The organism is Gordonia sp. DT219, from assembly GCF_049847065.1.
Classification (GTDB): domain Bacteria; phylum Actinomycetota; class Actinomycetes; order Mycobacteriales; family Mycobacteriaceae; genus Gordonia.
Genome location: NZ_JBNCNR010000004.1, coordinates 133,602 through 158,777, shown reverse-complemented (window position 1 = coordinate 158,777; position 25,176 = coordinate 133,602). Strand labels below are relative to the sequence as shown.

25 protein-coding genes and 1 pseudogene are annotated in these 25,176 nt (G+C 68.1%); 16 read left to right on the top strand and 10 right to left on the bottom strand.

The window, feature by feature from the left end:
- The first annotated feature begins 99 nt into the window (after positions 1–99).
- The gene (gene ligA, locus ACPXB3_RS08275; protein WP_425727327.1) at positions 100–2,184 is read left to right on the top strand and encodes an NAD-dependent DNA ligase LigA; all 2,085 of its coding nucleotides are present in this window, start codon (positions 100–102) and stop codon (positions 2,182–2,184) included.
- On the opposite strand, the gene ACPXB3_RS08270 is transcribed toward ligA, so the two are convergent.
- Positions 2,144–3,076: a LysR family transcriptional regulator gene (locus tag ACPXB3_RS08270; protein ID WP_425727326.1), complete on the bottom strand. Its 933-nt coding sequence runs from the start codon at positions 3,074–3,076 to the stop codon at positions 2,144–2,146. The two genes, ligA and ACPXB3_RS08270, sit on opposite strands and share 41 nt — an antisense overlap.
- A 48-nt stretch (positions 3,077–3,124) precedes the next feature.
- On the opposite strand from ACPXB3_RS08270, the gene ACPXB3_RS08265 reads away from it, so the two are divergent.
- The 5 genes and pseudogenes from ACPXB3_RS08265 (at position 3,125) to ACPXB3_RS08245 (ending at position 5,544) form a co-directional block, all read left to right on the top strand.
- A complete protein-coding gene (locus ACPXB3_RS08265; RefSeq protein ID WP_425727325.1) occupies positions 3,125–3,268 on the top strand; it encodes a hypothetical protein in 144 nt (47 codons plus the stop codon).
- Complete coding sequence (locus tag ACPXB3_RS08260; RefSeq protein WP_425727324.1) at positions 3,228–4,010, top strand: SDR family oxidoreductase; 783 nt, start codon at positions 3,228–3,230, stop codon at positions 4,008–4,010. Before ACPXB3_RS08265 ends, ACPXB3_RS08260 begins: the two co-directional genes overlap by 41 nt.
- 28 nt (positions 4,011–4,038) lie before the next feature.
- Positions 4,039–4,364: pseudogene (locus ACPXB3_RS08255) on the top strand (nuclear transport factor 2 family protein).
- 90 nt (positions 4,365–4,454) lie between these two features.
- Complete coding sequence (locus tag ACPXB3_RS08250; RefSeq protein ID WP_425703791.1) at positions 4,455–5,315, top strand: 3-hydroxyacyl-CoA dehydrogenase; 861 nt, start codon at positions 4,455–4,457, stop codon at positions 5,313–5,315.
- A 43-nt stretch (positions 5,316–5,358) separates the two neighbouring features.
- Positions 5,359–5,544 (top strand): hypothetical protein, encoded by a 186-nt coding sequence (locus ACPXB3_RS08245; RefSeq protein ID WP_425703789.1) that lies wholly within the window; start codon positions 5,359–5,361, stop codon positions 5,542–5,544.
- Positions 5,545–5,572: 28 nt separating this feature from the next.
- Here the strand turns inward: ACPXB3_RS08245 and ACPXB3_RS08240 are convergent, their stop codons facing one another.
- From ACPXB3_RS08240 to ACPXB3_RS08230, 3 genes are all read right to left on the bottom strand, one after another.
- Positions 5,573–6,082 carry an O-acetyl-ADP-ribose deacetylase gene (locus ACPXB3_RS08240; RefSeq protein WP_425727323.1) on the bottom strand — a complete coding sequence of 170 codons (510 nt, stop codon included), beginning with the start codon at positions 6,080–6,082 and terminating at the stop codon, positions 5,573–5,575.
- An 8-nt stretch (positions 6,083–6,090) separates the two neighbouring features.
- The gene (locus ACPXB3_RS08235; RefSeq protein WP_425703785.1) at positions 6,091–6,759 is read right to left on the bottom strand and encodes an amino acid-binding protein; all 669 of its coding nucleotides are present in this window, start codon (positions 6,757–6,759) and stop codon (positions 6,091–6,093) included.
- Positions 6,760–6,830: 71 nt separating this feature from the next.
- Positions 6,831–7,160, bottom strand: a complete 330-nt coding sequence (locus ACPXB3_RS08230; protein WP_425703783.1) for a YbjQ family protein — start codon at positions 7,158–7,160, stop codon at positions 6,831–6,833.
- A gap of 86 nt (positions 7,161–7,246) precedes the next feature.
- Here ACPXB3_RS08230 and gatC point away from each other — a divergent pair, with 86 nt between their 5' ends.
- Both gatC and gatA read left to right on the top strand, forming a co-directional pair.
- Positions 7,247–7,636, top strand: a complete 390-nt coding sequence (gene gatC / locus ACPXB3_RS08225; protein ID WP_425727322.1) for an Asp-tRNA(Asn)/Glu-tRNA(Gln) amidotransferase subunit GatC — start codon at positions 7,247–7,249, stop codon at positions 7,634–7,636.
- Positions 7,633–9,132, top strand: coding sequence for an Asp-tRNA(Asn)/Glu-tRNA(Gln) amidotransferase subunit GatA (gene gatA / locus ACPXB3_RS08220; RefSeq protein WP_425703781.1), 1,500 nt, complete (start codon positions 7,633–7,635; stop codon positions 9,130–9,132). Before gatC ends, gatA begins: the two co-directional genes overlap by 4 nt.
- A 19-nt stretch (positions 9,133–9,151) precedes the next feature.
- Here the strand turns inward: gatA and ACPXB3_RS08215 are convergent, their stop codons facing one another.
- Together ACPXB3_RS08215 and ACPXB3_RS08210 are read right to left on the bottom strand one after the other, a co-directional pair.
- Positions 9,152–10,288 (bottom strand): alpha/beta-hydrolase family protein, encoded by a 1,137-nt coding sequence (locus ACPXB3_RS08215; protein WP_425727321.1) that lies wholly within the window; start codon positions 10,286–10,288, stop codon positions 9,152–9,154.
- Positions 10,285–10,914: a hypothetical protein gene (locus tag ACPXB3_RS08210; protein WP_425727320.1), complete on the bottom strand. Its 630-nt coding sequence runs from the start codon at positions 10,912–10,914 to the stop codon at positions 10,285–10,287. The genes ACPXB3_RS08215 and ACPXB3_RS08210 overlap by 4 nt, the downstream gene beginning before the upstream one ends.
- 176 nt (positions 10,915–11,090) lie before the next feature.
- Here ACPXB3_RS08210 and ACPXB3_RS08205 point away from each other — a divergent pair, with 176 nt between their 5' ends.
- The 4 genes from ACPXB3_RS08205 (at position 11,091) to gatB (ending at position 15,836) form a co-directional block, all read left to right on the top strand.
- Positions 11,091–12,422, top strand: coding sequence for a sensor histidine kinase (locus tag ACPXB3_RS08205; RefSeq protein ID WP_425727319.1), 1,332 nt, complete (start codon positions 11,091–11,093; stop codon positions 12,420–12,422).
- Positions 12,423–12,432: 10 nt separating this feature from the next.
- Positions 12,433–13,116: a LuxR C-terminal-related transcriptional regulator gene (locus ACPXB3_RS08200; protein ID WP_425703773.1), complete on the top strand. Its 684-nt coding sequence runs from the start codon at positions 12,433–12,435 to the stop codon at positions 13,114–13,116.
- 126 nt (positions 13,117–13,242) lie between these two features.
- The gene (locus ACPXB3_RS08195; protein WP_425703771.1) at positions 13,243–14,277 is read left to right on the top strand and encodes a 6-phosphofructokinase; all 1,035 of its coding nucleotides are present in this window, start codon (positions 13,243–13,245) and stop codon (positions 14,275–14,277) included.
- Between the two features lie 56 nt (positions 14,278–14,333).
- Positions 14,334–15,836 carry an Asp-tRNA(Asn)/Glu-tRNA(Gln) amidotransferase subunit GatB gene (gene gatB, locus ACPXB3_RS08190; protein ID WP_425727318.1) on the top strand — a complete coding sequence of 501 codons (1,503 nt, stop codon included), beginning with the start codon at positions 14,334–14,336 and terminating at the stop codon, positions 15,834–15,836.
- Positions 15,837–15,862: 26 nt separating this feature from the next.
- Here gatB and ACPXB3_RS08185 read toward each other — a convergent pair whose 3' ends face one another.
- Positions 15,863–17,062: a PQQ-dependent sugar dehydrogenase gene (locus ACPXB3_RS08185; RefSeq protein WP_425727317.1), complete on the bottom strand. Its 1,200-nt coding sequence runs from the start codon at positions 17,060–17,062 to the stop codon at positions 15,863–15,865.
- A gap of 82 nt (positions 17,063–17,144) precedes the next feature.
- Here ACPXB3_RS08185 and ACPXB3_RS08180 point away from each other — a divergent pair, with 82 nt between their 5' ends.
- Positions 17,145–18,326, top strand: a complete 1,182-nt coding sequence (locus tag ACPXB3_RS08180; RefSeq protein WP_425703766.1) for a DoxX family protein — start codon at positions 17,145–17,147, stop codon at positions 18,324–18,326.
- A 92-nt stretch (positions 18,327–18,418) separates the two neighbouring features.
- Here ACPXB3_RS08180 and ilvD read toward each other — a convergent pair whose 3' ends face one another.
- From ilvD to ACPXB3_RS08165, 3 genes are all read right to left on the bottom strand, one after another.
- Positions 18,419–20,263 carry a dihydroxy-acid dehydratase gene (ilvD, locus tag ACPXB3_RS08175; RefSeq protein WP_425703764.1) on the bottom strand — a complete coding sequence of 615 codons (1,845 nt, stop codon included), beginning with the start codon at positions 20,261–20,263 and terminating at the stop codon, positions 18,419–18,421.
- 240 nt (positions 20,264–20,503) lie between these two features.
- The gene (locus ACPXB3_RS08170; RefSeq protein WP_425703763.1) at positions 20,504–20,632 is read right to left on the bottom strand and encodes a hypothetical protein; all 129 of its coding nucleotides are present in this window, start codon (positions 20,630–20,632) and stop codon (positions 20,504–20,506) included.
- A gap of 97 nt (positions 20,633–20,729) precedes the next feature.
- Entirely contained in the window at positions 20,730–21,245 is a 516-nt protein-coding gene (locus ACPXB3_RS08165) for a PH domain-containing protein (RefSeq protein ID WP_425703762.1), read from the bottom strand.
- 354 nt (positions 21,246–21,599) lie between these two features.
- Between ACPXB3_RS08165 and ACPXB3_RS08160 the strand changes: the two genes are divergently transcribed.
- The 3 genes from ACPXB3_RS08160 to ilvC all read left to right on the top strand — a co-directional run bounded on the left by ACPXB3_RS08160 (position 21,600) and on the right by ilvC (position 25,140).
- A complete protein-coding gene (locus tag ACPXB3_RS08160; RefSeq protein WP_425727316.1) occupies positions 21,600–23,555 on the top strand; it encodes an acetolactate synthase large subunit in 1,956 nt (651 codons plus the stop codon).
- Positions 23,552–24,052 carry an acetolactate synthase small subunit gene (gene ilvN / locus ACPXB3_RS08155; RefSeq protein WP_425703759.1) on the top strand — a complete coding sequence of 167 codons (501 nt, stop codon included), beginning with the start codon at positions 23,552–23,554 and terminating at the stop codon, positions 24,050–24,052. Before ACPXB3_RS08160 ends, ilvN begins: the two co-directional genes overlap by 4 nt.
- A gap of 74 nt (positions 24,053–24,126) precedes the next feature.
- The gene (gene ilvC / locus ACPXB3_RS08150) at positions 24,127–25,140 is read left to right on the top strand and encodes a ketol-acid reductoisomerase (protein ID WP_425703758.1); all 1,014 of its coding nucleotides are present in this window, start codon (positions 24,127–24,129) and stop codon (positions 25,138–25,140) included.
- The last annotated feature ends 36 nt before the right edge of the window (positions 25,141–25,176 follow it).

The window sequence follows — 25,176 nt, the reverse complement described above, 5'->3', positions numbered from 1 at the left end:
CCGGGTCGGACACCGACGCTACCCGGCGGGGCGGCCGGCGCGACGAAGCGATCAGATCTTGTGGCAGAAGGTGTCGGGGCATTTCGATACCCTCGGTGCGTGGCAGAACCAGATCAGGTCCGAACCGAAGGCGCACCGGACGCCGATGCCCGGGAGCAGTGGTCGACGCTGGCCGATGAGATCCGTGAGCATCAGTTCCGGTATTACGTCAAAGATTCGCCGACCATCTCCGACGGCGAGTTCGACAGGTTGCTGCGGCGACTGCAAGATCTCGAGGACGCACATCCCGGGCTGGCCACTGCGGACTCGCCGACCAAACTCGTCGGCGGCGGCTTCTCCACCGCGTTCACCCCGGTCGATCATCTCGAGCGAATGCTGTCGCTGGACAACGTGTTCGACGCCGACGAGATGCGGACGTGGGTAGCGCGTGTCGAGGAGGAGGTCGGGGCGGGCACGGAGTATCTGTGTGAGCTCAAGATCGACGGCGTGGCGCTGGCACTGGTGTACCGCGACGGCGTGCTCGATCATGCGACGACACGTGGGGACGGACGCACCGGCGAGGACGTCAGCCTCAACGCCCGCACCATCGAGGACATCCCGCAGCGCTTGTCCGGCACCGACGATCATCCGGTTCCGCATGTGCTCGAGGTCCGCGGTGAGGTGTTCTTCCGGTTGGAGGACTTCGCGACGCTCAACGCCGCACTCGTCGCCGACGGCAAACCGCCCTTCGCCAATCCCCGCAACTCTGCGGCCGGCTCGTTGCGGCAGAAGAATCCACAGATCACCGCACGCCGCCGACTCCGCATGATCTGCCACGGCATCGGGCACACCGAGGGCTGGCGACCGGACTCGCTGCACGACGCCTACCTGGCGCTGGGCGCGTGGGGGCTGCCGGTGTCGGCGCACACCACCAAGGTCAGCGGAGCCGATGCGATCCTCGACAAGATCGCCTACTGGGGCGAACACCGCCACGACGTCGAGCACGAGATCGACGGCATCGTGGTGAAGGTCGACGACGTCACCTGTCAGCGTCGCCTCGGTGCGACGTCGCGGGCGCCGCGCTGGGCGATCGCCTACAAATACCCGCCGGAGGAGGTCACCACCGCGCTCCTGGGCATCGAGGTGGGCGTCGGGCGCACCGGCCGGGTCACTCCGTACGCGGTGCTCGAGCCGGTCCTGGTGGCCGGCTCCACTGTCGCGCGCGCCACCTTGCACAACGGGTCGGAGGTCAAACGCAAAGGTGTGCTCATCGGCGACACGGTGACCATCCGCAAGGCCGGCGACGTCATCCCCGAGGTGCTCGGGCCCGTCGTGGATCTCCGCGACGGCACCGAGCGTGCATTCGTGATGCCGGAGCGGTGCCCGGAATGCGGGACACCGCTGCGCCCGGAAAAGGACAGTGACGTCGACATCCGGTGCCCCAACGCCGAGAACTGCCCGGCGCAACTGCGCGAGCGGCTCTTTCATCTCGCCGGGCGCGGCTCCTTCGACATCGAGGCCCTCGGCTACGAGGCGGCCACCGCGTTGCTGTCGGCCGGGGTACTCGCCAACGAGGGCGACCTGTTCTCCCTGACCGCCGACGACCTCATCCGGACCGAGCTGTTCACCACCAAGAACGGTGCGCTCTCGGCCAACGGCAAACGCCTGCTCGCCAACCTCGACAAGGCCAAAGACGTTGCGCTGTGGCGAGTTCTGGTGGGGCTCTCGATCCGGCATGTGGGCCCGACCGCAGCGCGCGCGCTGGCCACCGAATTCGGCTCGCTACAGGCCATCGAGGACGCCGACACCGAGGCGCTCGCGAACGTCGAGGGACTCGGCGCAACCCTCGCGCAGAGCATCCACGACTGGTTCACGGTCGACTGGCATCGCGAGATCGTCGAGAAGTGGCGCGCCGCAGGCGTTTCCATGGAGGACGCACGCGACGAGTCGATCGAGCGCACCCTGGCGGGCAAGACCGTCGTCGTCACCGGATCATTGCAGGACTTCTCCCGCGACGGCGCCAAGGAGGCGATCCTCGCCCGCGGCGGCAAGGCGTCGGGATCGGTGTCGAAGAAGACCGACTATGTGGTCGTGGGGGATTCACCCGGGACCAAGGCCGACAAAGCCGAAGGACTCGGCGTGCCGATCCTCGACGAGGCCGGATTCAAGCGCCTTCTGGAGACAGGCGATCCGGCGCCGAGTTGAGGATGTCGGTCCGGAAGTCGGAGAGGGTGTGTGAGAGCCACAGCGCCTGGACCGGTGTGAACGGCGGATCGGTGAACTCCTTCACGATCACCCGGTCGCCGTGCGCCGGACCGGCGGGCGCGGTCACGAATGCGCATGCGGTGGGGTCGACGAGTACCGCGGTGGTCGGTGGGGTGCCCTGCACGCGGTCGATCCGCAGGTTCGGCTCGAAACCCGAACGCCGACAATGGGCGACGAGGAAATCCGTGTAGTACGAATGCCGTTCGGGTGCCCACACGATCACCGGATGACCGGCCACCTGCGACATGTGGACCTTGTCCAGCGTCGCCAGGGGATGATCGGACGTCACCGCGAGCCGGAGCTCTTGATAGCCGACCACGGTGGAGGTGAGCTCGTCGGGGGTGTCGATGCCGCGCCGCAGGACCAGATCGACGCGCGCGCTGCGCAGGTCGTCGACGAACTCGGCGGGAAACACCGGCCGTGCGGTCACCGAGATGTCGGGGTGGCGCGCCAGGGCGGGTTCGATGATCGAGAACACCTCGGCGCCCGACAGCGCCGGGGAATGGCCCACGACGAACGCCGGTGGTTGCTGCGCGGCCACCGCACGTACCGACCGGGTCAGATGCCGCGCGCCGGTCAGCAGCGGGCGCGCATTGCGCAGTAACTCCACGCCGGCGGGTGTCAGCGTCAGACCCCGATGCTCTCGGTCGAACAGGGTCACGCCCAGTTCGCTTTCCAGCCGACGGATGGCGGTGGACAGGGCCTGCTGTGTCACGAACAACCGGGCTGCGGCAACCGCGAGGGTGTCCGACTCGGCGACCGCCACGAACTGTTCGAGTCGGCGGATGTCCGGTATCGGCAGCGTCTCGAGTGAGGTGGAGAGTTCAGCCATGCACAAACCATACTTGATCGGAATCCAAATATCTTCGTTAGCGTTTGTATGAATTCGCTCTTAGCGTCGATGTCAGGTATCCGGTCGCGCATCGCGACCGGGAGCGTGCTGCCCGAGATGGCACGCGCCGCCCGACTACGGAAGGTGTCCTATGACCAGCACTTCGACGCAACCTACGACTCCGCAGCGTGACCTGCACGGCAAGACCGCCGTCGTGGCCGCCGGAGCCAAGAACCTCGGCCGGTTGATCAGCCTCGAGCTCGCACGACTCGGTGCCGACATCGTCGTCCATCACCACGGCGAGTCGTCGCGGCCCGACGCCGAGAAGACCGCCGCCGACATCCAGGCGCTCGGCGCCAAAGCGATCACCGTCGTCGGTGACCTCACCCGGCCCGACGCCGTCACCGCCCTCTTCGATCAGGCGGTGGAGTCCTTCGGCGGGGTCGACATCGCGGTCAACACCGTGGGCAAGGTGCTGCGCAAGCCGATCGTCGAGATCACCGAGGCCGAATATGATTCGATGTTCGACATCAACTCCAAGGCCGCGTTCTTCTTCATCTCCGAGGCCGGAAAGCGGTTGTCCGACAACGGTTCGCTGATCGGTATCGTCACGTCTTTGTTGGCCGCGTTCACCGATGGATACTCGACGTATGCGGGCAGCAAGAGCCCCGTCGAACATTTCACCCACGCGGCCGCCAAGGAGTTCGCCGATCGCGGCATCTCCGTCAACACCATCGCCCCCGGGCCGATGGACACCCCGTTCTTCTATCCGCAGGAAACCCCCGAACGGGTCGAGTTCCACAAGTCCCAGGCGATGGGCGGTCGACTGACCACGATCGAGGACATCGCGCCGATCGTGACATTCCTTGCCGCCGAAGGGCATTGGATCACCGGTCAGACCCTGTTCGCCAACGGCGGTTACACCACCCGCTGACCCGGCGGGCCCACTGCGAGGAGCAACCATGACCGAAGCATTGCCACAACCGGTGCAGGCGTCGATCGACGCGACCGATGCCGGCGACCTCGACGCCTTCCTGGCCACGTTCACTCCCGATGGGGCGGTGGACGATTGGGGGAGGATCTTCACCGGCCGGAGGCCATCACCGGATGGAGTGACGCCGAGTACATCGGTAAGAATCTGACGCTCGACGTCGTTTCCGCCGAACTCTCCGACGACACGACGGTCGTCGTGCGGGTGACGGTGGGCGGCGACGGATTCAACGGTCCGTCGACGTTCACCTACACCCTCGATGGCGCCAAGGTGGCGCGTATGACGATCCGGGAATGACCGCAGGCAGGCGTCGACGGTTTGACCTCGACGCCACCGGGTATCTGGCACGCTGGGAAGGAACGCACCGATCCGGCGAAAGGGAACGTCATGACCGAGTTCCACAAGATCACCGTGCTGGGCACCGGCGTGCTGGGCTCGCAGATCGCCTTCCAGACGGCCTACAGCGGGTTCGACGTCACCGTCTACGACATCAGTGACAAGGCCCTCGACGCGGGGCGATCCCGGTTCTCCGACCTGGCCCGCACATACACCAAGGAGGTCGACGGTGCCGCCGACGGGAAGGCCGACGCGGGACTGAAGCGGATTCGGTATTCGTCCGATCTCGCCGACGCCGCCACCGACGCCGACCTGGTGATCGAGGCGGTCCCGGAGAACATCGACATCAAACGCGACACCTACACCGAGCTCGGCAAGGCGGCACCGGCGAAGACCGTGTTCGCGACCAACTCGTCGACGCTCCTGCCGAGCGACCTGATGGAGTTCACCGGTAGGCCCGCCAAGTTCCTCGCGTTGCACTTCGCGAACCACGTGTGGTCGCACAACACGGCCGAGGTGATGGGCACCGAGAAGACCGACCCCGCCGTCTATGACGACGTGGTGCGGTTCGCGTCGCAGATCGGGATGGTGCCGATCGAGATCAAGAAGGAGAAGGCCGGGTATCTGCTGAACTCGCTGCTCGTACCGTTCCTCAACGCGGCGGGCGAACTCGTCGCCGACGGCATCGCCGAACCGGACATGGTCGACAAGACGTGGCGCATCGCCACCGGTGCGCCCGACGGCCCGTTCGAGATCTTCGACGTCGTGGGCCTGACGACGGCCTACAACATCGCGGCGGTAGGCACCGAGAAGGAAAAGCAGTTCGCGAAGTACCTCAAGGACAACTACATCGACAAGGGCAAGCTCGGTGTCGAGACCGGCGAAGGGTTCTACAAGTACCCGCGCCGGTGAGGTCGGACAGCCGGTGAGGTCGGACAGCCGGTGAGGTCGGACAATGGCCCGCGGTGATCATCCCCGGCGCACCCCGGTCTACGGGGGCGTCATGATCGTCGCGGCGCTGCTCGTGGCGTTCTTCGTGTACCGCGCCGACCCCGCACTGTGGGTGCAGGTGATCGTGTACGTCGTCGCCGCAGTGGTCGCGGTGGCCGGTTTCCTCATGACGTTGCGCGACTATTCGTGACGCCGGGGGCGGCGGCGAGGGCGGCAGATCAACCGAGGGCGTCGGCGAATGCCGCGCGGGCGCGATCGTCGAAGACGACGAAGCGGACATCGGCGACCGAGGTCTGCGAGGCCCGCACCGTGCGGACCGCGATGCCGGCGCCGTCGTCGATCGGCCAGCCGTAGATGCCGGTGGAGATCGCGGGGAAGGCCACCGATACGAGCCCGAGATCATCTGCGACGCGCAAGGATTCGCGATAGCACGACGCCAGGATCGGTGAGCGGTCGGTGGTCGTCGAATAGACGGGACCGACGGTGTGGATGACCGCGCGGGCATCGAGGTCGCCGGCGGTGGTCGCCACCGCCTGCCCGGCCGGAAGGCCGTCCGGGTAGCGGGTCGCACGCAGGTCCCGGCACTCGGCGAGGATCGCCGGGCCGCCCCGGCGATGGATCGTCCCGTCGACCCCGCCGCCTCCGAGTAGACCGGAGTTGGCGGCGTTGACGATGGCGTCCACCGATTGACCGGTGATGTCGCCGAGTATCAGCGTGAGCTCGGCCATCGTGTCGCTCAGCTCTCCGCGCGCAGGACCGTCGAGACGATGCCCGCGAGATAGCCGAGCCGGGCGATCTCCGAGGGCCGGAAGTCCGGTCCGCCGATGCGCCCCAACAGGATTGCCTTCGCGCCGTCGCCGAGTGGGGCAGCCGCCAGCCGGGTGTCCATCTCCTGCCAGGCCTGCGGTACCCAGTCGGCTTCCGGGTCGAGCTGGGCGGCGTGCTCCAGTGGCAGCCAGTCGGCGGTGGTCAGCGGGGTCTCGGGTGCACCGGAACTGCCGAACAGCTGCAGCACCCCACCGGAGGCGCGGGTGATCACGGTCGCCCACGACACCCGGAGTACACGTGGCGCATTGTCGACGAGGGTCTGCAGGCGGTCGTCGTCGGTCGCCGCTACCTGGTCGACCAACTCCAGTTCCCGATGGGTGTCGAGCACACCCGAGTACGGGCGGATCGAATCCACCCGGACACCGGAGACCGTTTCGGCGGCGGTGATCAACGTGTCGGGCAGCGAGCCGGGAGCCACCTCGACGACAAGATCGTCGACGGCGTAGCCGTCACCGCGCTCGACGACCTCGAGCGACAGGATGTCGGCGCCGACCGAACCCAGTTGAACGGCGAGGAGGCCGAGGCTGCCGGGCCGGTCCTCGAGGTACACCCGAAGCAGGTAGGACACGACCGACATTGTTCCACCGCCGGCGCGGTGCCGCTGGCCGCGGGCGTCGAGCGCCCGGCGACCGGCAGCGAGGCCGCTGGTCAAGGTCGGTTCAGCGGTTCGATACCCACCGCGGTCCCGTACGCGCACACCTCGATGCCACTGCCGCCGAATTCGGTCGTCTCGAAGCGGAACGCGACCACGGCGTTGGCGCCCTTCTGCTGTGCCTCCGCCGACAGCCGGCCCAGTGCCTCTTCGCGGCATTCGTGCAGGAGGTTGGTGATGCCCTTCAGTTCGCCGCCGGCCATCGCCTTGAATCCGGCCCCGATGTTCGACCCGATGTTGCGGGAACGAACGGTGAGCCCGAAGCACTCGCCGAAGACGTGTCCGATGCGATAACCGGGAATGTCGTTACTGGTGACGATGATCACGGCGGCGAGTGTACGCGCGCGCAGCCGGCGGTGGCGCGACGTCTAGGCTGGGTGCGTTGCCGTCGGGCAGGAAGGACACCATCGACATGCCAGTGGACCCCCAGTCCGCCACCACCCAGTCCGCCACGTCCCAGTCCACCACCTCGGGGCCCGTCACCTCGGGGTCCGCCACCACCGGATCCGCGATCACGCGTGACGAGGTCGCGCATCTGGCGCGGCTGTCGCGGTTGGCCCTGAGCGACGACGAACTCGACGTCTATGCGCAGCAACTCGATTCGATCCTGACTCACGTCGCACAGGTATCCGAGGTCGTCGCCGACGACGTGCCGCCGACCGCGCATCCGGCCGAACTGGCCAATGTGCTGCGCGCCGACGTCGTGGTGCCGGGACTGACCACCGAACAGGCGCTCTCCGGTGCGCCGGCCGTCGAGCAGGATCGCTTCGCGGTCCCGCAGATCCTGGGGGAGGAACAATGAGCAGCGCGACCCCGTCGACCCGCACGTCCACCGAGATCACCGGGCTCAGCGCGGCCGAACTCGGGGCGAAGATCGCCGCGCGTGAGGTGTCCTCGGTCGAGGTCACCCAGGCCCATCTCGATCGCATCGCCGAGATCGACGATCAACTCGGTGCGTTCCTGCACGTCAGTGGCGCCGAGGCGCTGGTCGCGGCCAAGGCCGCCGACGACGCGATCGCGGCCGGTACGGCACCGTCGGCGCTCACCGGCGTCCCGATCGCGCTCAAGGATGTCTTCACCACCACCGACGCGCCCACGACGTGCGGCTCGAAGATCCTCGAGGGCTGGGTGCCGCCCTACGACGCGACCGTCACCGCTCGGCTGCGCGCGGCGGGTATCCCGATTCTCGGCAAGACCAACATGGACGAGTTCGCGATGGGTAGCTCCACCGAGAACTCGGCCTATCAGGTCACGCGAAACCCGTGGGATGTCACCAGGATTCCCGGTGGCTCCGGCGGTGGCAGCGCGGCAGCGCTCGCCTCGTTCCAGGCACCGCTGGCCATCGGCACCGACACCGGCGGTTCCATTCGCCAGCCCGCGGCGGTCACCGCGACGGTCGGCGTCAAGCCGACCTACGGCACCGTCTCGCGCTACGGCCTGGTCGCCTGCGCGTCGTCGCTGGATCAGGGCGGGCCGTGTGCGCGCACCGTCCTCGACACCGCGCTGCTGCACGAGGTCATCGCCGGGCACGATCCGCGCGATTCCACCTCCATCGACGTGCCGGTCCCCGATGTGGTCGCCGCGGCGCGGGCCGGCGCGGAGGGCGACCTGACCGGCGTACGCGTCGGCGTGGTCCGCGAATTGCAGGGTCAGGGCTACCAGCCCGGGGTGCTGGCGTCCTTCGAGCAGGCGGTCGCCGAACTCTCGGCGCGCGGTGCCGAGGTCGTCGAGGTCTCCTGCCCGCACTTCACCTACGCGCTCGGCGCGTACTACCTGATCCTGCCGAGCGAGGTGTCGAGCAATCTCGCGCGCTTCGACGCCATGCGGTACGGCCTGCGGGTCGGCGACGACGGCACCCACAGCGCCGAGGAGGTCATGTCGCTGACCCGGGAGGCCGGATTCGGCCCAGAGGTCAAGCGCCGCATCATGATCGGGACCTACGCGCTGTCGTCGGGCTACTACGAGGCCTACTACGGTCAGGCGCAGAAGGTCCGCACGCTCATCGCCGGTGACTTCACCGCGGCTTTCGGGAACGTCGACGTGCTGGTCTCGCCGACCACCCCCACCACCGCATTCCCGATCGGCGAGCGGGTCGACGATCCGCTGGCGATGTATCTGTTCGACCTCGCCACACTGCCGGTGAATCTCGCCGGTGTCGGCGCGATGTCGGTGCCGTCGGGGTTGTCGTCCGACGACGGACTGCCGGTCGGTCTGCAGATCATGGCCCCGGCGCTCGCCGACGATCGCCTCTACCGCGTGGGCGCCGCCTACGAGGCGGCCCGCGGCCCGATCGGCTGACCGGGGCGAACGGCCACCACTACGGAAGGACCCCCTGCTCGGGGCCGTAGTGATGGCCGGTGCCGTCGGGTCCGTCGAGCGAGGCGAGCAGATCGACCGAGGTCTGGACGAAGGACACCACCGGCAGCCACGGTGGGCGGTGTACCGCGCGTCCCACGGTCCGGGTCTCATCGGGCCGGCTCGGCGGTCGCCAGAGCGACGCCAACGACCACCGGGTGACCGGGTCGGAGGCATTGGCGAGGACGATCCGGGCGCCGGCGCCGCCGTGCGGATCCACGGTGTCGGCGGGCACGCCCACAAGCACGGTGCCGGTCACCGCGCCCGGATGATGTGCCTCGGCCCAGGCTCTGGCCCGGTCGGCGCCCAGCGCACCCAGACTCTGCCCGTAGAGGTACACCTTCGGCCGTGATGCTGTCGGGGGCAGGGTGTCGCGCGCGGCGAGTACCCGGCGCAGCACCGCGATCGCCGAATTGCCTGCCGCCTCCCGATCGGTGACGAAGACCCGCCACGACGCGGTCGACGCGTACGGCAGTGACAGGAATGCCACGTCACCGTGCAGCCGTGCGCGCAGCGCCGTCGTCGCCTCGGGATCCACCCACCCCGAGCCGGTGGGGACCGCGATCACCACCGCGCCCTTGTGCAGCCCGTCCGCGTGCAACCAGCGGTCGGTGAGAGCGCGCGCCGCGACCTCGGTATCGGAAGCGCGGTCACTCTGCGTGGCAGCCGCCGAGGCGGCCGGTGACGCGAACAAACCGGTGACGGTGAGCGCGGCCAGCGCGGCGATCGCGGTTCGCCGCGGAAACCAGGTGACGGCCGCCATGCCGGCGGCCCCGGCCGCGACGAGTCCCGCACCGTATCCGGCCCCGATGGTTGTCGTCCCCGCGTCAACACGAATAATGTTCTGCCACAGCACGTCCATCACGGCACCCGCGACCAGGACGACCGCGAACATCGCCGCCGCCGACCACCCGAACACGCGGCTACCCGGGCGTGCGGTGCCGGACAGACGTGCCACGGTGGTGGCGACCAGAACGCAGGCGGTGGTGAGCAGTATCGCAGGCACGGGGCCGCGGGGTAACGAGGCGGGCCACAACGCGATCGCCGAACCGATCGTCGCGCCGATGCTGATCCGTGCGGAGGGTGGCGTGATGCTCATCGTGAACCACCCACGCCGCCACCGATTTCGGCGATCACCCGGACTGCGGTCGAGGCCACGATCGTGGTCATCGATTCCGACGCCGCCGGCGGCCCGGAGTGCTGACGCCACGTGTTGACCGCCAGCGCGGCGCCGGCGAGTTCGGCGGCCGTCCCGCACGCCGGATCATGGCACAGCGCGCGCATCCGTTCGACGAGCATGTGATCGAGGGCCGGACGCGCCCACGGCCCCAACGGCTTTCCGGTGCGCTGCGCATATCGCAACAGGTCGTAGCCGAAGTCGTGTGTGCGGCAGGCCGGTTCGAATCGTGTCGGCAACGGTATCGGTGAGGAGCAACCGCCGTCGGGGTTGATCGGATAGCCGCCGGCCAGACGCGGGCGGTAGCCCATCACCGTCGCGAAATCCGCCGGCAGATAACGTATTGTGGCCTCGGGCCGAGGGCCGACGAGGGTTTGCAGCGTCTGGGCCGCCGCGTTCGCCCCGATGGGGGTCCCGGCGTCGGCGGTGGCCGGCGCGCGACCGGCCGACATCATATGGACCGCGATCACGGCCAGACCCAGCAGCAGCCAGACGGTCCGGCGCAATGCCGCCCGCCGCCATGTGTACGAGGAATCTTCGGAAGTCATGCCGTGACGCTATGAACGGTAGGCACCGAGCCACATCGGCCGCGAGAACCGACCGTGCTCACCCGAACAGTCGGTACCCACCGATGGGCGTAGTCCGTCGGTAGGGCCGCGATCCCACTCTCGGGTATGAGGACTTTCCCGTCCGGCCCGCATAGCGTGGACCGCGAGGTGATCACATGTTGGGACGGTGGGTCCACACGGCGCGCGATGCGGCCGTCGACGAATTGCGCACGCTTCCCGTGGCGACGCATCCGGGGGTGCAGCGCTACCTCCGGTCCCCGGGTAACTGGTTTTTCCTGGTCTTCGCCGGGGTGCTCTACTCGGTGGCCTGGCCGACGGTGCCGGCGACACACGACCTGCCTGCCTACGCCTGGCCCGTCATCGCGGCAGTCGCGTCCTGGCCGCTGGCGATGGCGTGGAGCGCGCCGATGCTGGGGTGGGCGATCTCGGTGGTCGGCGCTCAGGTCATCGGCCTGGTGATACCGACCGCCCACGGCTGGCCATGGACCATCCAGGTCACCCACATCATCTCGTTCCTGATCCTCACCTTCATGGCCTACCTGCGGTGCCCGTTGCGGTTGCTGGCCCCGGTCTGGATCTGCTCGTCGGTGGTGTTCGCGCTCGCGGCACCGCCCGACGCCCGTGCCGGGTGGGTGGTCGGTCTGACCTTCCTGGCCGTGGTGGTGGCGCTATTGCGGGGGCTGCTCGCGTCGCGGCGGCAACTCGCCGTCCGGACCGAGGAGACCAAGGTCGCCGAATCGACGACGGCGGTCCTGCAGGAACGCGCGCGCATCGCCCGCGACCTGCATGACGTCGTGGCCCACCGCATGTCGATGGTCGTGGTGATGGCGCAGACCGCCCGCTACCGGCTGCCCGAGGTCAACGACGACTGTGCGGGTGAATTCGAGGCCATCGCACAGGCGGCCCGCACCTCCCTCGACGAAGTTCGTCAGCTGCTCGGGGTCCTGCGCGTCGACGGCTCGGCCGCCGCGGCCGCGCCGAGTCCCGGTCTGTCCGAGGTGGATTCACTGATCACCCAGACCCGCCGCGCCGGCGCACAGATCGCGTTCCACGACGGACTCGATCACGCGTTGTTCGCCGAATCGTCGGCGCTGGTGATCTACCGCATCGTGCAGGAGTCCCTCGCCAATGCGACCCGCCACGCGCCCGGCGGACTCATCGACGTGCGCCTGACACCGGCGGCCGGCGAAGCCGAGGTCGGTGAACGAGTCGCCGGCGAGCACGGCGACGGGGGTGCGGCGGCCGGAATCATCGTCACCAACACCGCTCCCACCGATCCGCCGCTGCATCTGTCCGGTGCCGGGGTGGGTATCGCAGGCATGACCGACCGGGCGCGCGCGGTGGCCGGGTGGTTGACCGCGACCCCGACCGCCGACGGCGGATTCGTCGTCCGTGCACTCATCCCGGCCGCCGCCCGCGGTCACGTGCCGGTGCCGGTAGGACTGCCGGCCGGGGCGCCGGCCGTCGGCCGCGGTAGCAACGGGTAACGTTGCGGCCGTGCCGATCACGCTCGTCGTCGCCGATGACCAGGCCATGGTCCGTCAAGGATTCTCGGCACTGCTTGCCGCACAACCGGATCTGTCGGTCCTCGGCGATGCCGCCGACGGTGTCGACGCCGTCGAACTGTGTCGCCGGGTGCATCCCGACGTGGTGCTGATGGACGTGCGGATGCCACGGCGCGACGGGTTGTGGGCGGCCGCCCAGATCCTCGGTGCGCGTGGCGCCGAGGCGGCGCAGCTGCCCGCCGACGGTACGGCCGGCCGCACCAAGGTCCTCATGCTGACCACTTTCGACATCGATGACTATGTGTACGAGGCGCTGCGGATCGGTGCGTCGGGCTTCATGCTCAAGGACGCGCCGGCCGACGAACTCGTCCGCGCGGTGCGGGTGGTGGCCGCGGGCGAGGCATTGCTGGCGCCGTCGATCACCCGGCGGCTCATCAGCGAGGTCACCGGCCGCCGGCCACGTCCGCGTATGCCCGCCGCCGTCGACGCGCTGACCCCGCGGGAACGTGAGGTGCTCGACCTCGTCGCGGAGGGCAAGTCCAATCAGGAGATCGCCGCCGACCTCTTCGTCGCCGAGCAGACCGTGAAGACCCACGTCAGCGGTGTCCTGGCAAAGTTGTCGCTGCGCGACCGCGCCCAGGCCGTGGTCTTCGCCTACGAGAACGGACTGAAGTAGTACCGCCCCCGCGCCGCGTCGGCCACCGTCGGACGGCACGAGTGCGTCGCCGGCACTAGATTGAGTGCCGTATGCAGAGGTGGTCGTCGGCAGTGGCGATTCGACGCGGCAGGAGGGGCACAGCGTATGGCCAAGCGATTCGGGATTCTCACCTCCGGTGGCGACTGCCCCGGACTGAACGCGGTGATCCGCGGGGCGGTACTCAAGGGCGAGACGGTCTACGGGCAGGAGTTCGTCGGTTTCCGCGACGGGTGGTACGGGCTGGTGTACGGCGACATCATCGATCTCGACCGGTCGGTGGTACGCGGACTCTCGCATGAGGGTGGCACGATCCTCGGCACCAGCCGATTCGGGCCGTACTCCGAGCCCGACGGCGGCCCGGAGAACATCAAGAGGGTCCTGAAGAATCTCGGCATCGACGGCGTCATCGCGATCGGCGGCGAGGGCACCGCGTCGGCCGCGAAACGTCTCTACGAGGACGGCATCGACATCGTCGGAGTCCCCAAGACGATCGACAACGACATCAACGCCACCGACTACACCTTCGGCTTCGACACCGCGGTCAACATCGCCACCGAGGCCATCGACCGGCTGCGGACCACCGGCAACTCGCACAAGCGGTGCATGGTCCTCGAGGTGATGGGACGCCACGCCGGCTGGATCGCCCTGCACTCGGGGATCGCCGGGGGTGCGCACGCCATTCTGATTCCGGAGCAGCCGGAGAGCATCAATCAGATCTGCGCCTGGGTGACCAGCGTCAAGAACCGCGGGCGTTCACCGATGGTCGTGGTCGCCGAGGGATTCACGTTGCCCGACATGGGCGAGGCGCACTCCACCAAGGGGCTCGACGGTTTCAACCGTCCCCGCCTCGGTGGCATCGGCGAGGTGCTGGCACCGATGATCGAGGAGCGCACCGGGATCGAGACCCGGGCCACCGTGCTCGGTCACATCCAGCGCGGCGGGACGCCCACCTCCTTCGACCGCGTGCTGGCCACCCGGATGGGGATGGCCACCGCCGATCTGGTCGCCGACAAGGCGTGGGGTCACATGATCGCGCTGCGCGGCACCGAGATGGCGCGCATCACCTTCGACGAGGCGCTCGCCAATCCCAAGACCGTGCCGCTCGACCAGTATCAGGAAGTCCGCGTCATCTTCGGCTGACCCGGCGCGGCGTCCCCGGTACCTCCGCGGTCCCCGGGCCGCATAAACTGACGGCCATGACTGCCGCAGCTGCCGAACTGATGGACTACGACCAGGTCATCGCCGACTTCGACCCGGTGATGGGCCTGGAGGTCCACGTCGAACTCGGCACCGCCACCAAAATGTTCTGCGGGTGCCCGACGGCTTTCGGTGCCGACCCCAACACCCAGGTGTGCCCGGTGTGTATCGGACTGCCGGGTTCGCTGCCGGTGGTCAACGCCAAGGCCATCGAATATGCGATTCGCATCGGGCTCGCACTCAACTGCTCGATCCGCCCGTCGAGTGTGTTCGCCCGCAAGAACTACTTCTATCCGGATCAGCCGAAGAACTACCAGATCAGCCAGTACGACGAGCCGATCGCCCACGACGGGTATCTCGACGTGGCCCTCGCCGACGGCACCACGTGGCGCGTGGACATCGAACGCGCGCATATGGAGGAGGACACCGGGAAGTCGTTGCACATCGGTGGCGCGGGCCGTATCCACGGCGCCGACCACTCCCTGCTCGACTACAACCGCGCCGGTGTCCCGCTCGTCGAGATCGTGACGCGGCCCATCGTCGGCGCCGGGCCACGGGCCCCCGAGGTCGCCCGCGCCTACGTCACCGCGCTGCGTGACCTGCTGAAATCGCTCGGCGTCTCCGACGTACGAATGGATCAGGGTTCGCTGCGCTGTGATGCCAACCTGTCGCTGATGCGTAAGGGCGCCACCGAATTCGGTACCCGGACCGAGACCAAGAACGTCAACTCGCTCAAGAGCGTCGAGCTCGCGGTGACCTATGAGATGCGGCGGCAGGCGGCAGTGCTGGTGACCGGGGGCGAGATCATCCAGGAGACCCGCCACTATCACGAGACCGACAGCACCACCTCGCCCGGACGTCGTAAGGAAACCGCCGAGGACTACCGCTATTTCCCGGAGCCCGACCTGCCGCCGGTGCGTCCGGCCGCGGAGTGGATCGAGGAGATCCGCGCGACCCTGCCGGAACTGCCCTGGGTGCGCCGGGCACGTATCCAGGAGGAGTGGGGCGTCTCCGACGAGGTGATGCGTGACCTCGTCAACGTCGGTGCCGTCGATCTCATCACCGCGACGGTCGACGAGGGCGCAGCCCCCGAGGCCGCCCGCGGATGGTGGGTCTCGTTCCTGGCCCAACAGGCCAATACACGTGGCACCGAACTGGCCGACCTGCCGATCACCCCGACACAGGTCGCGGCCGTCATCGGTCTCGTCGATGCCGGCACACTCACCACCAAGCTCGCCCAGCAGGTCGCCGTGGCCGTCCTCGACGGTGAGGGTGACCCCGAACAGATCGTCGCCGACCGCGGCCTCGAGGTCGTGCGCGACGATTCGGCACTGCAGAAGGCCGTCGACGAGGCGCTCGCCGCCAACCCCGACATCGTGGAAAAGATCCGGGGCGGCAAGGTCAAGGCCGCGGGCAAGATCGTCGGTGATGTCATGAAGGCCACGCGCGGTCAGGCCGACCCGGCTCGTGTCCAGGAGCTGGTGCTCGCGGCCTGCCAGTAAGTCTTGCCCGCCGCACCCCTCGCCCGTCAGGCGTTGGAGCCGGCAGGCGGTGGCGGCGAGATGAAGATGACCCGGTCGTCGGCCGGAACCGGTTGTCCGTGATCGTGATTGACGGTGGCGACCTGCAGTCGCCCGGTGTCGGTGCCGACCGCCGTGATCCGGCCCAGCGCACCGTAGCGCTTCTCCAGCACCAGGACCGGCGGGTTGATCGTGGGCCGTTGGCGCGTCGGTTGGTTGATGGCCTCGATGCGCTGCGTGCGGGTCTCGGTGACGAAGATCTGTCCGGCCGTGGTCGCGCAGCCGGCGATCTGCGGTTTGTCCGGCCACGTCCACAGGACCGTCGCCGCGCCGGACCCGTCCACCGACTGCAGCCGATCCTCGGTGGGCCCCTGATCCGACATGTACAGCGCCCCCGAAGACCCCGGGCACAACGCGACATTCGAACCGAGACCCGACGTCAGGACCTTGGGGCGGGCGGTGGTGCCCGACGACAGGTCGGTGAGCGAGAGCAGCTTGCCGGCCAGTGAGCCGGGGTCGTTCGCGGCCGCGGGGTCGCCTGCATTGCCGGTCGCCACGAGGAGCTGGGTGGGCGAGGCGAAGAGCAGTGCGCCCATGTTGCCGGTGGCGCCCTTGGGGATTCCGGTGAGGATCGGCTTGGGCACGTCGCCGGGAGCGAGCCGGACGACCCGATTGTCGGTGGGAGTGGTGATCAGTGCGTAGATGAGTTGATCCTGCTGATAGGTCGGCGAGAACGCAAAGTCGACGAGTCCGCCGTCACCTGAACCGTCCACATCGAAGGACGCCACAACTCGTTGTGGCCCATACCGTTTGGTGGTGACGATCTTGCCGGTGGTGCGTTCGGCGACGATGGTGACCGCGCCCTCGTCGTCGCCGGCGCGCAGTCCGCCGGTGGAGGCCAGGCAGGTGGCGATCACCGCGGGGTCGGGGTCGACGCATGGTCCGGGCGGCGGTGGGGGCGCGCTGGTCGGGTTCTGCGGTGTCGACTGCGGCGGCGTCGACTGGATCTGGAACGACTCGTTGTTCGCGCTGAACTGACCCGCTGCCTGCTCGCGGTCCTGCTGCGAGAAATCGGCGCAACCGGCCACACTCAACGTGAGGATGATCGCGCCGGCGAGCGCCCCGAGCCGGACGCGCGACGCCGCGATCGGCGCGCGGTGCGGGCCGTCCCCGGCCCGTCGTCGATGAGTTCGCCGCCCCTGTCGCATGCCCACCACAGTAGGCGATCGGGTTGCGCGGACCGCGCGGCGATCGGACGCTCACCGACCGGAAACCTCTAGCATCGGCCAGGTGAGCGATCGCGAACCTTCCGACCCGCCGGATCAGACGTTCCAGCCGTCGAGCCCGTACGACGAGCCGACGGGAGCGTTTCGCGTACCCGAGATGAGCGACGCCGACCGGGACACGTTCTACGAACGGCACCGTCGCAGGCTGGGCCGGTTGTCGCGGGTGGATTCACTCGATGACCTCGACCCCGGCGAGATCGAGACCACCCCGATCGGGGTGCCGCCGCCCTCGTCGGGCCGGCGCAACCCGGCGCCGATGCCACCTCCACACGTCCGGGGATCAGCCGACGACCCGGGGCCGTCGGAGGCGCCGACCGCACCGACCGAGACCGCAGGGCCCACCCCGACGCCTGCCGAGCCCCCCACGGCCAAGCTGGACCCCGCACCACCGATCCCCTCGGTCGAGGCGACCTTTCCCGAACTGTCTCGTACCCGTCGTGCCCAGCCCTCCGAACCCGACGACGCCACCCGCGGCCTGCGACACGACGAGGAACCGCTGCCCGTCACGATGGCACTGGGCGAGCCGGAGGTGGGGCCCGGCCGGGATGAGACCGATTGGGAGAAACCCGGGCAGGGCGGCCGCGACGAGACCTATCGGGATCAGCCGGAGGCGCCGGTCCGCGCGCCGCGCGGCACCCTGGACCTGGGACTGTTGCTGTTTCGTCTGGCCATCGGGAGCGTCGCGCTCGCCCACGGCCTGCAGAAGTTGTTCGGCCTGTGGGGCGGGCCGGGCCTGTCGGGCTACCAGGACATGCTGGTGAACAACGCGAATCCGGCGATCGGCTTCAACGCCGACGCGGCGCGGCCGCTCGCGATCGTCGGCGCGCTGTCGGAGACGATCGGCGGCGCGATGGTGATCCTCGGTCTGTTCACGCCGATCGGTGCCTGCGCGGTCCTGGCGGTGATGCTGCTCGCCGCCGCCTATCGGACGACGCTGTCCGGTGGCGGCTTCCTGTTCTTCGCCCCCGGCGGTGGCATCGAATACGAGCTGGTTCTGGCCGTCGCCGCGGCGGCCCTCATCCTCACCGGGCCGGGACTGTATTCGTTCGATGCGCCACGCCGCTGGGCGCGTCGGCCCTTCCTCGGGTCGGTGGCCTGGCTGATCGTCGGAATCGGCGCCGCGGTGGCGGTCTGGATGGTGTTCAACGGGACCAACCCGCTGCAGTCGCCGGGCAACCCGCGCTGATCGGCCCCCCGATACGCCGACAGCGGTGGACATCTCTCTCGGAAGGGAAAGAAATGTCCACCGCTGCGCAGTAGAGGTCCGCCGGTGCCGGGTCAGTCGACCTTGCGGACCGCGCCCTTGTCGGCCGAGGTGGCCAGCTTCGCGTAGGCGCGCAATGCAGTCGTCACGGTGCGCTCACGATCCTTCGGCTGCCAGGGGCGTTCGGAGGCCTCCATCTTCGCCCGCCGCTCGGCGAGCACCTCGTCGTCGACGCGGACCGCGAGTGTGCGGGTCGCGACGTCGATCAGGATCGGATCGCCGTCCTCGATCAGGCCGATGACACCACCGGCGGCGGCCTCGGGGGAGATGTGCCCGACCGAGAGCCCCGACGACCCGCCGGAGAACCGCCCGTCGGTGATCAGACCGCACTTGCGGCCCATGCCGGTGCCCTTCATGAAGGCGGTGGGGTGCAACATCTCCTGCATTCCCGGCCCGCCCGACGGGCCTTCGTAACGGATCACGAGCACCTCGCCGGCCTGCAGGGTCTTCGACAGGATGACCTGCACGGCATCTTCCTGTGACTCGACGACCCGCGCCGGGCCCTCGAAATGCCACAGTTCCTCGTCGATGCCCGCGGTCTTGAGGACAGCGCCGTCCTCGGCGAGATTGCCCTTGAGCACACACAGCCCCCCCTCGGCGGTGTAGGCGTGCGCGTGGTCCCGGATACATCCCCCCGCGGCGTCGGTGTCGAGGGAACTCCAACGATTGTCGGTCGAGAACGGCGTCGTGGTGCGCACGCCGCCGGGCGCCGCATGGAAGAGTTCGAGCGCCGCGTCCGAGGCGGTTCCGCTGCGGATGTCCCACTCGTCGAGGAACTGCCCGATGGTCGGGGAGTGCACCGTCGAGGCGGTGTCGTCGATGAGTCCGGCCCGCCGGAGTTCGCCGAGGATGGCCGGGATGCCACCGGCCCGGTGGACGTCTTCCATGTGGTAGTCGGAGTTGGGAGCGACCTTCGACAGACACGGCACACCGCGGCTGATCTCGTCGATGACCGACAGGTCGAAGTCGTCGATCTCACCCTCCTGCGCGGCGGCGAGGATGTGCAGCACGGTGTTGGTCGACCCGCCCATGGCCACATCGAGTGCCATCGCGTTACGGAATGCGTTGGGAGTGGCGACATTTCGAGGCAGCACCGACGCGTCGTCGTCGCGGTACCACCGGTTGGCGGCCTCGACCACAACCCGGCCGGCCCGCTCGAACAACGACCGGCGTGCCTCGTGGGTGGCCAGCGTCGACCCGTTGCCCGGCAACGCCAGACCGAGAGCCTCGGTGAGGCAGTTCATCGAGTTGGCGGTGAACATTCCCGAGCACGACCCACACGTCGGACACGCCGAACGCTCGACCTCGGACAGTCCGTCGTCGTCGACCGCGGAGTTGGCGCTCGCCGAGATCGCGGTGATCAGGTCGGTGGGAGCCTGCGCGACACCGTCGACGACGACGGCCTTGCCCGCCTCCATCGGTCCTCCGGAGACGAAGACCGTCGGGACGTTCAGGCGCATCGCGGCATTGAGCATGCCGGGAGTGATCTTGTCGCAGTTGGAGATACACACCAACGCGTCGGCGGTGTGCGCGTTGACCATGTATTCGACCGAGTCGGCGATGATCTCGCGGCTCGGTAGCGAGTAGAGCATGCCGCCGTGGCCCATCGCGATGCCGTCGTCCACGGCGATGGTGTGGAATTCGCGGGGCACCCCACCGGCCGCGCGGACCGCGTCGGCGACGATCTCACCCACGTCCTTGAGATGCACGTGGCCGGGCACGAACTGCGTATACGAATTCGCGATGGCGACGATCGGTTTGCCGAAGTCGTCGTCGGTCATCCCGGTGGCCCGCCACAGGGAACGGGCTCCGGCGGCTTCTCGTCCGACGGTGGTGGTTCGTGACCGCAAAGGTGGCATGAGATTTCCTCGATCGGTTTCGCTTCAGCGCGCGGGGCGACGCGCACGGGACAGACTCGGGGTCAACGCACGAATCGCTGCGGATATTCGCGAACGGATTCCGGTCGACCGTCACGGATGGGCGTGACACCTCCGGCCTGCGCTGACTGCGACCGTCGACACGGTGGCGTGGACGATCTGCCGCGCCAACGTTACTCCCCGCTGACATACGCCGACAAAACCGTTCGCGCCGGTGCCGGCTCAGATGTCCAGCACCGCCTTGGCGATCATCGGCATCACCCCGCCGACCGTCGCCGCCATGGTGCACTCGCCGAGCCGGCCCGCATCGATCAGGTCTGCGAACTCGTGAGGATTCGTCGTCTGCGGCACGGCAGTCACCCCAACCCGGCACGTGTCGGCGGCCGGCGGTGTTCACCTGCAGGTCACCGGCCATGCGTCGGCGGTCACCGACCGGAGGTGGCGCCCTTCAGCGTGCGGCCGGTGCCTCGGCGAACGGGTCGGGGACCCGGCCACCGCTGGCCGCGGAAAGTCGCGGCATGTCCCGGAAGGTGATCGCCGGTAGCCGGACCCGGCCGCCGTCGGCGAGAACTGCGCGCACCGGACCCCAACGGCTGAACTGGAGGCCATCGATCTCCGGCCACACGACCTCGCGGGTCCCGAAGGTGCCCACCGCGCGCAGTCCGTTCTGGGTCACAACGGTCTTGATCCGCCAGATCCATACGGCGAGCAGTACCGGGACCACGAACGTCCAGCCGAACCACGCCACATTGGCCCCGGCGATGAACAGCGCCACCAGGAACGTCGCGGGTACCGCGAAGTACGCGAGTCTGCTCAGCTTGAACTCTTGCGGCAGCTCGATCTCGTCCGACTGCTGACCGGACGGCTTCGGTGCCGAATCCGGTGATGTTGCCGAGGGTGACGCTGCCGAGGGTGACGCTGCCGGGGGTGACGCTGCCGGGGGTGACGCTGGGGAGGATGACACCGACGGTGTGGACGACCGGGCGCCGGAGGAAGAACGGGACACCTCACCATTGTGGCATCCGACCGTCGGCTGCCCTAGAGCGCCTGCGCAGCACAGACCAGTGTGTTCCCAAGATGTGGGACGGGGTGGGAGTGAGTTTGACTCTGCACTATCCGCAGTCCTACCGTGTTCGACGTGATGCAGAATGAGCTTCTCGTAGTAATCGGCCGGCGCGTCGTCGCCTGATCGGTCACTTCATCGGCCTCCAGCATCGACGCGCCACCCTCGAACAGCAACTGCTGTCGGGGGTTTTTTGTTGCCCATCCCTGTTGACCTCGAACACACCATTCGACCACGAACACAAAGGACCGTGCAGTGAGTGCACCAACAGCACGTACCGACACAGCCGCACCGGGCGCCGGGTCGCGCCCGGCATCGCCGGCGGCGGACAACCAGGAGTCTCCGGCGGCGGGCAACCTCCGGGCTGTACGGCAGAACACCGTCGCGCCCGAACGCGTCAGCGGCGCGCAGTCGGTGGTCCGCTCACTCGAGGAGCTCGGCGTCGACGTGGTCTTCGGCATTCCTGGCGGTGCGGTCCTCCCGGTTTACGATCCGTTGCTCGACTCCTCCAAGGTTCGCCATGTGCTCGTTCGTCATGAGCAGGGCGCAGGCCACGCCGCGACGGGTTATGCGCAGGTCGCCGGCCGGGCCGGGGTGATGATGGCGACGTCGGGTCCCGGGGCCACCAACCTGGTCACACCGCTCGCGGACGCCCAGATGGATTCGGTGCCGGTGGTCGCGATCACCGGCCAGGTCGGTCGCGCGCTGATCGGTACCGACGCTTTCCAGGAAGCCGATATCTCGGGTATCACCATGCCGGTCACCAAACACAACTTCCTGGTGAGCAACGCACTCGAGATCCCGCGGATCATCGCCGAGGCGTTCCACATCGCCGAAAGCGGCCGTCCCGGTGCGGTTCTGGTCGACATCCCCAAGGACGTCCTGCAGGCCCAGACCACCTTCTCGTGGCCGCCGCAGATCGACCTGCCCGGCTACCGTCCGGTCACCAAACCGCACGGCAAGCAGGTGCGCGAGGCCGCCCGGCTGATCAACGCCGCAAAGAATCCGGTGCTCTACGTGGGTGGCGGCGTCATCAAGGCGAACGCCTCGCCGGAACTGCTCGAATTGGCCGAATTCACCGGAATCCCGGTGGTCACCACACTGATGGCGCGCGGCGCCTTCCCCGACTCGCACAACCAGCACCTGGGCATGCCGGGTATGCACGGCACCGTCGCCGCGGTCGCCGCGCTGCAGCGCAGCGATCTGCTGATCACTCTCGGAGCGCGCTTCGATGACCGGGTGACCGGGCAGCTCTCGTCATTTGCGCAGGGCGCCAAAGTCATTCACGCCGACATCGATCCGGCGGAGATCGGCAAGAATCGTCATGCCGACGTCCCGATCGTCGGTGACTGCAAAGCAGTCATCATCGACCTCATCGAGACACTGCGGGCCGAACGCGCCACCACCGATGCGGTGCCGGAACTCGGCGAGTGGTGGGAGTATCTCGACGGTATCCGCCGAACCTATCCGCTGAGCTACGACCGCCCCGCCGACGGGTCGATGTCGCCGGAGTTCGTGATCTCCCGGATCGGCAAGCTCGCCGGACCTGATGCGGTCTATTGTGCCGGTGTCGGTCAGCATCAGATGTGGGCGGCGCAATTCGTCGCCTACGAAAAGCCGCGGACCTGGCTCAACTCCGGTGGCCTCGGCACCATGGGCTATGCGGTGCCCGCCGCGATGGGTGCCAAGATGGCCGCGCCGGAGACCGAGGTGTGGGCCATCGACGGAGACGGTTGCTTCCAGATGACCAATCAGGAGTTGGCGACCTGTGCGATCGAGGGCATCCCGATCAAGGTCGCCCTGATCAACAACGGCAACCTCGGCATGGTGCGACAGTGGCAGACGCTGTTCTATGACCAGCGCTACTCCAGCACCGATCTGGCCACCCACTCCAAGCGCATTCCCGACTTCGTCAAACTCGCAGAAGCGCTGGGCTGTGCGGCGTTTCGCGTCGAGAACGAAGCCGAGGTCGACGAGGTGATCGCCAAGGCGCGCGAGCTCAACGACCGTCCGGTGGTCATCGACTTCATTGTCGGTGCCGACGCGCAGGTGTGGCCGATGGTCGCGGCGGGCACCGGCAACGATCAGATCATGGCCGCGCGCGACATTCGGCCGTTGTTCGACGACGACGCGTCGGCCTCGGATCCGGCCGACATCCACGAGGTCGTCAACCAGAGCACCAACCTCGGCCAGGAGGCTCGAAAGAAATGAGTACCCACACTCTCAGCGTCCTCGTCGAGGACCGTCCCGGCGTGCTGGCCCGGGTGTCGGGGCTGTTCTCGCGGCGCGGATTCAACATCGAATCACTGGCGGTGGGCCCGACCGAGCTGAAAGGGATGTCGCGGATGACCATCATGGTCTCGGTCGAGGATTTCCCGCTCGAGCAGGTCACCAAGCAGCTGAACAAGCTGATCAACGTCATCAAGATCGTCGAGCAGGACCCGGCCGGCTCGGTCTCCCGGGAACTCATGATGGTCAAGGTGCGCGCCGATTCCACTGTGCGCTCGGAGGTCATCGAGGTTGTGGATCTCTTCCGCGCCAAGGTGATCGACGTCTCTCCGGAGTCGCTGACCGTCGAGGCCACCGGTACCGCCGAAAAGCTGGAGGCGTTGCTGCGGATGCTCGATCCGTACGGTATCCGCGAGATCGCCCAATCCGGTGCGGTCACCTTGGGCCGCGGTCCGAAGAGCATGTCGGCCAACCGCTGACGTAGTAAGTAATAGCGCCCTAGCGTGAGTTCGATTTGCCTGGGGCACAACATATATCGAAGGGAACCAGAACTGTGGCGATCGAATTGTTCTATGACGACGATGCCGATCTGTCGATCATCGCGGGCCGCAAGGTCGCAGTGATCGGCTACGGCAGCCAAGGGCACGCGCATGCGTTGTCGCTGCGCGACTCGGGCGTCGACGTCGCGATCGGCCTGCGCGAGGGCAGCAAGTCTCGGGAGAAGGCCGCCGAGCAGGGCCTGAAGGTGATGACCGCGGCCGAGGCCGCGGCCTGGGCGGATCTGATCATGGTGCTCGCCCCCGACACCAGCCAGGCCAAGATCTTCACCGAGGACATCGAGCCCAACTTGAACGACGGCGACGCGCTGTTCTTCGGCCACGGTCTCAACATTCACTTCGATCTGATCAAGGCGCCGGCCGAGGTGACCGTCGGGATGGTCGCTCCCAAGGGTCCCGGCCACCTGGTGCGCCGGCAGTTCGTCGACGGCAAGGGCGTGCCCTGCCTGATCGCGGTCGATCAGGATCCCAAGGGTGAGGGCCAGGCGCTGGCGCTCGCCTACGCCAGCGCCATCGGCGGCGGGCGTGCCGGAATCATCAAGACCACCTTCAAGGAAGAGACCGAGACCGACCTGTTCGGTGAGCAGGCGGTCCTCTGTGGCGGTACCGAGGAACTGGTCAAGACCGGCTTCGAGGTGATGGTGGAGGCCGGCTACGCGCCGGAGATGGCGTACTTCGAGGTGCTGCACGAACTGAAGCTGATCGTCGACCTCATGTACGAGGGCGGTATCGCGCGGATGAACTACTCGGTGTCGGACACCGCGGAGTTCGGTGGTTACGTGTCGGGCCCGCGGGTCATCGACGCCGACACCAAGGAGCGGATGCGCGGCATCCTCACCGACATCCAGGACGGCACCTTCGTCAAGCGCCTCGTCGCCAACGTCGAGGGCGGCAACAAGGAGCTCGAGGGTCTGCGCAAGCAGAATGCCGAGCACCCGATCGAGGTCACCGGCAAGAAGCTGCGCGACCTGATGAGCTGGGTCGACCGCCCGATCACCGAGACCGCCTGAGGTCCGGCAACTGACAGGTGCGGCCCCGTTCCCGGG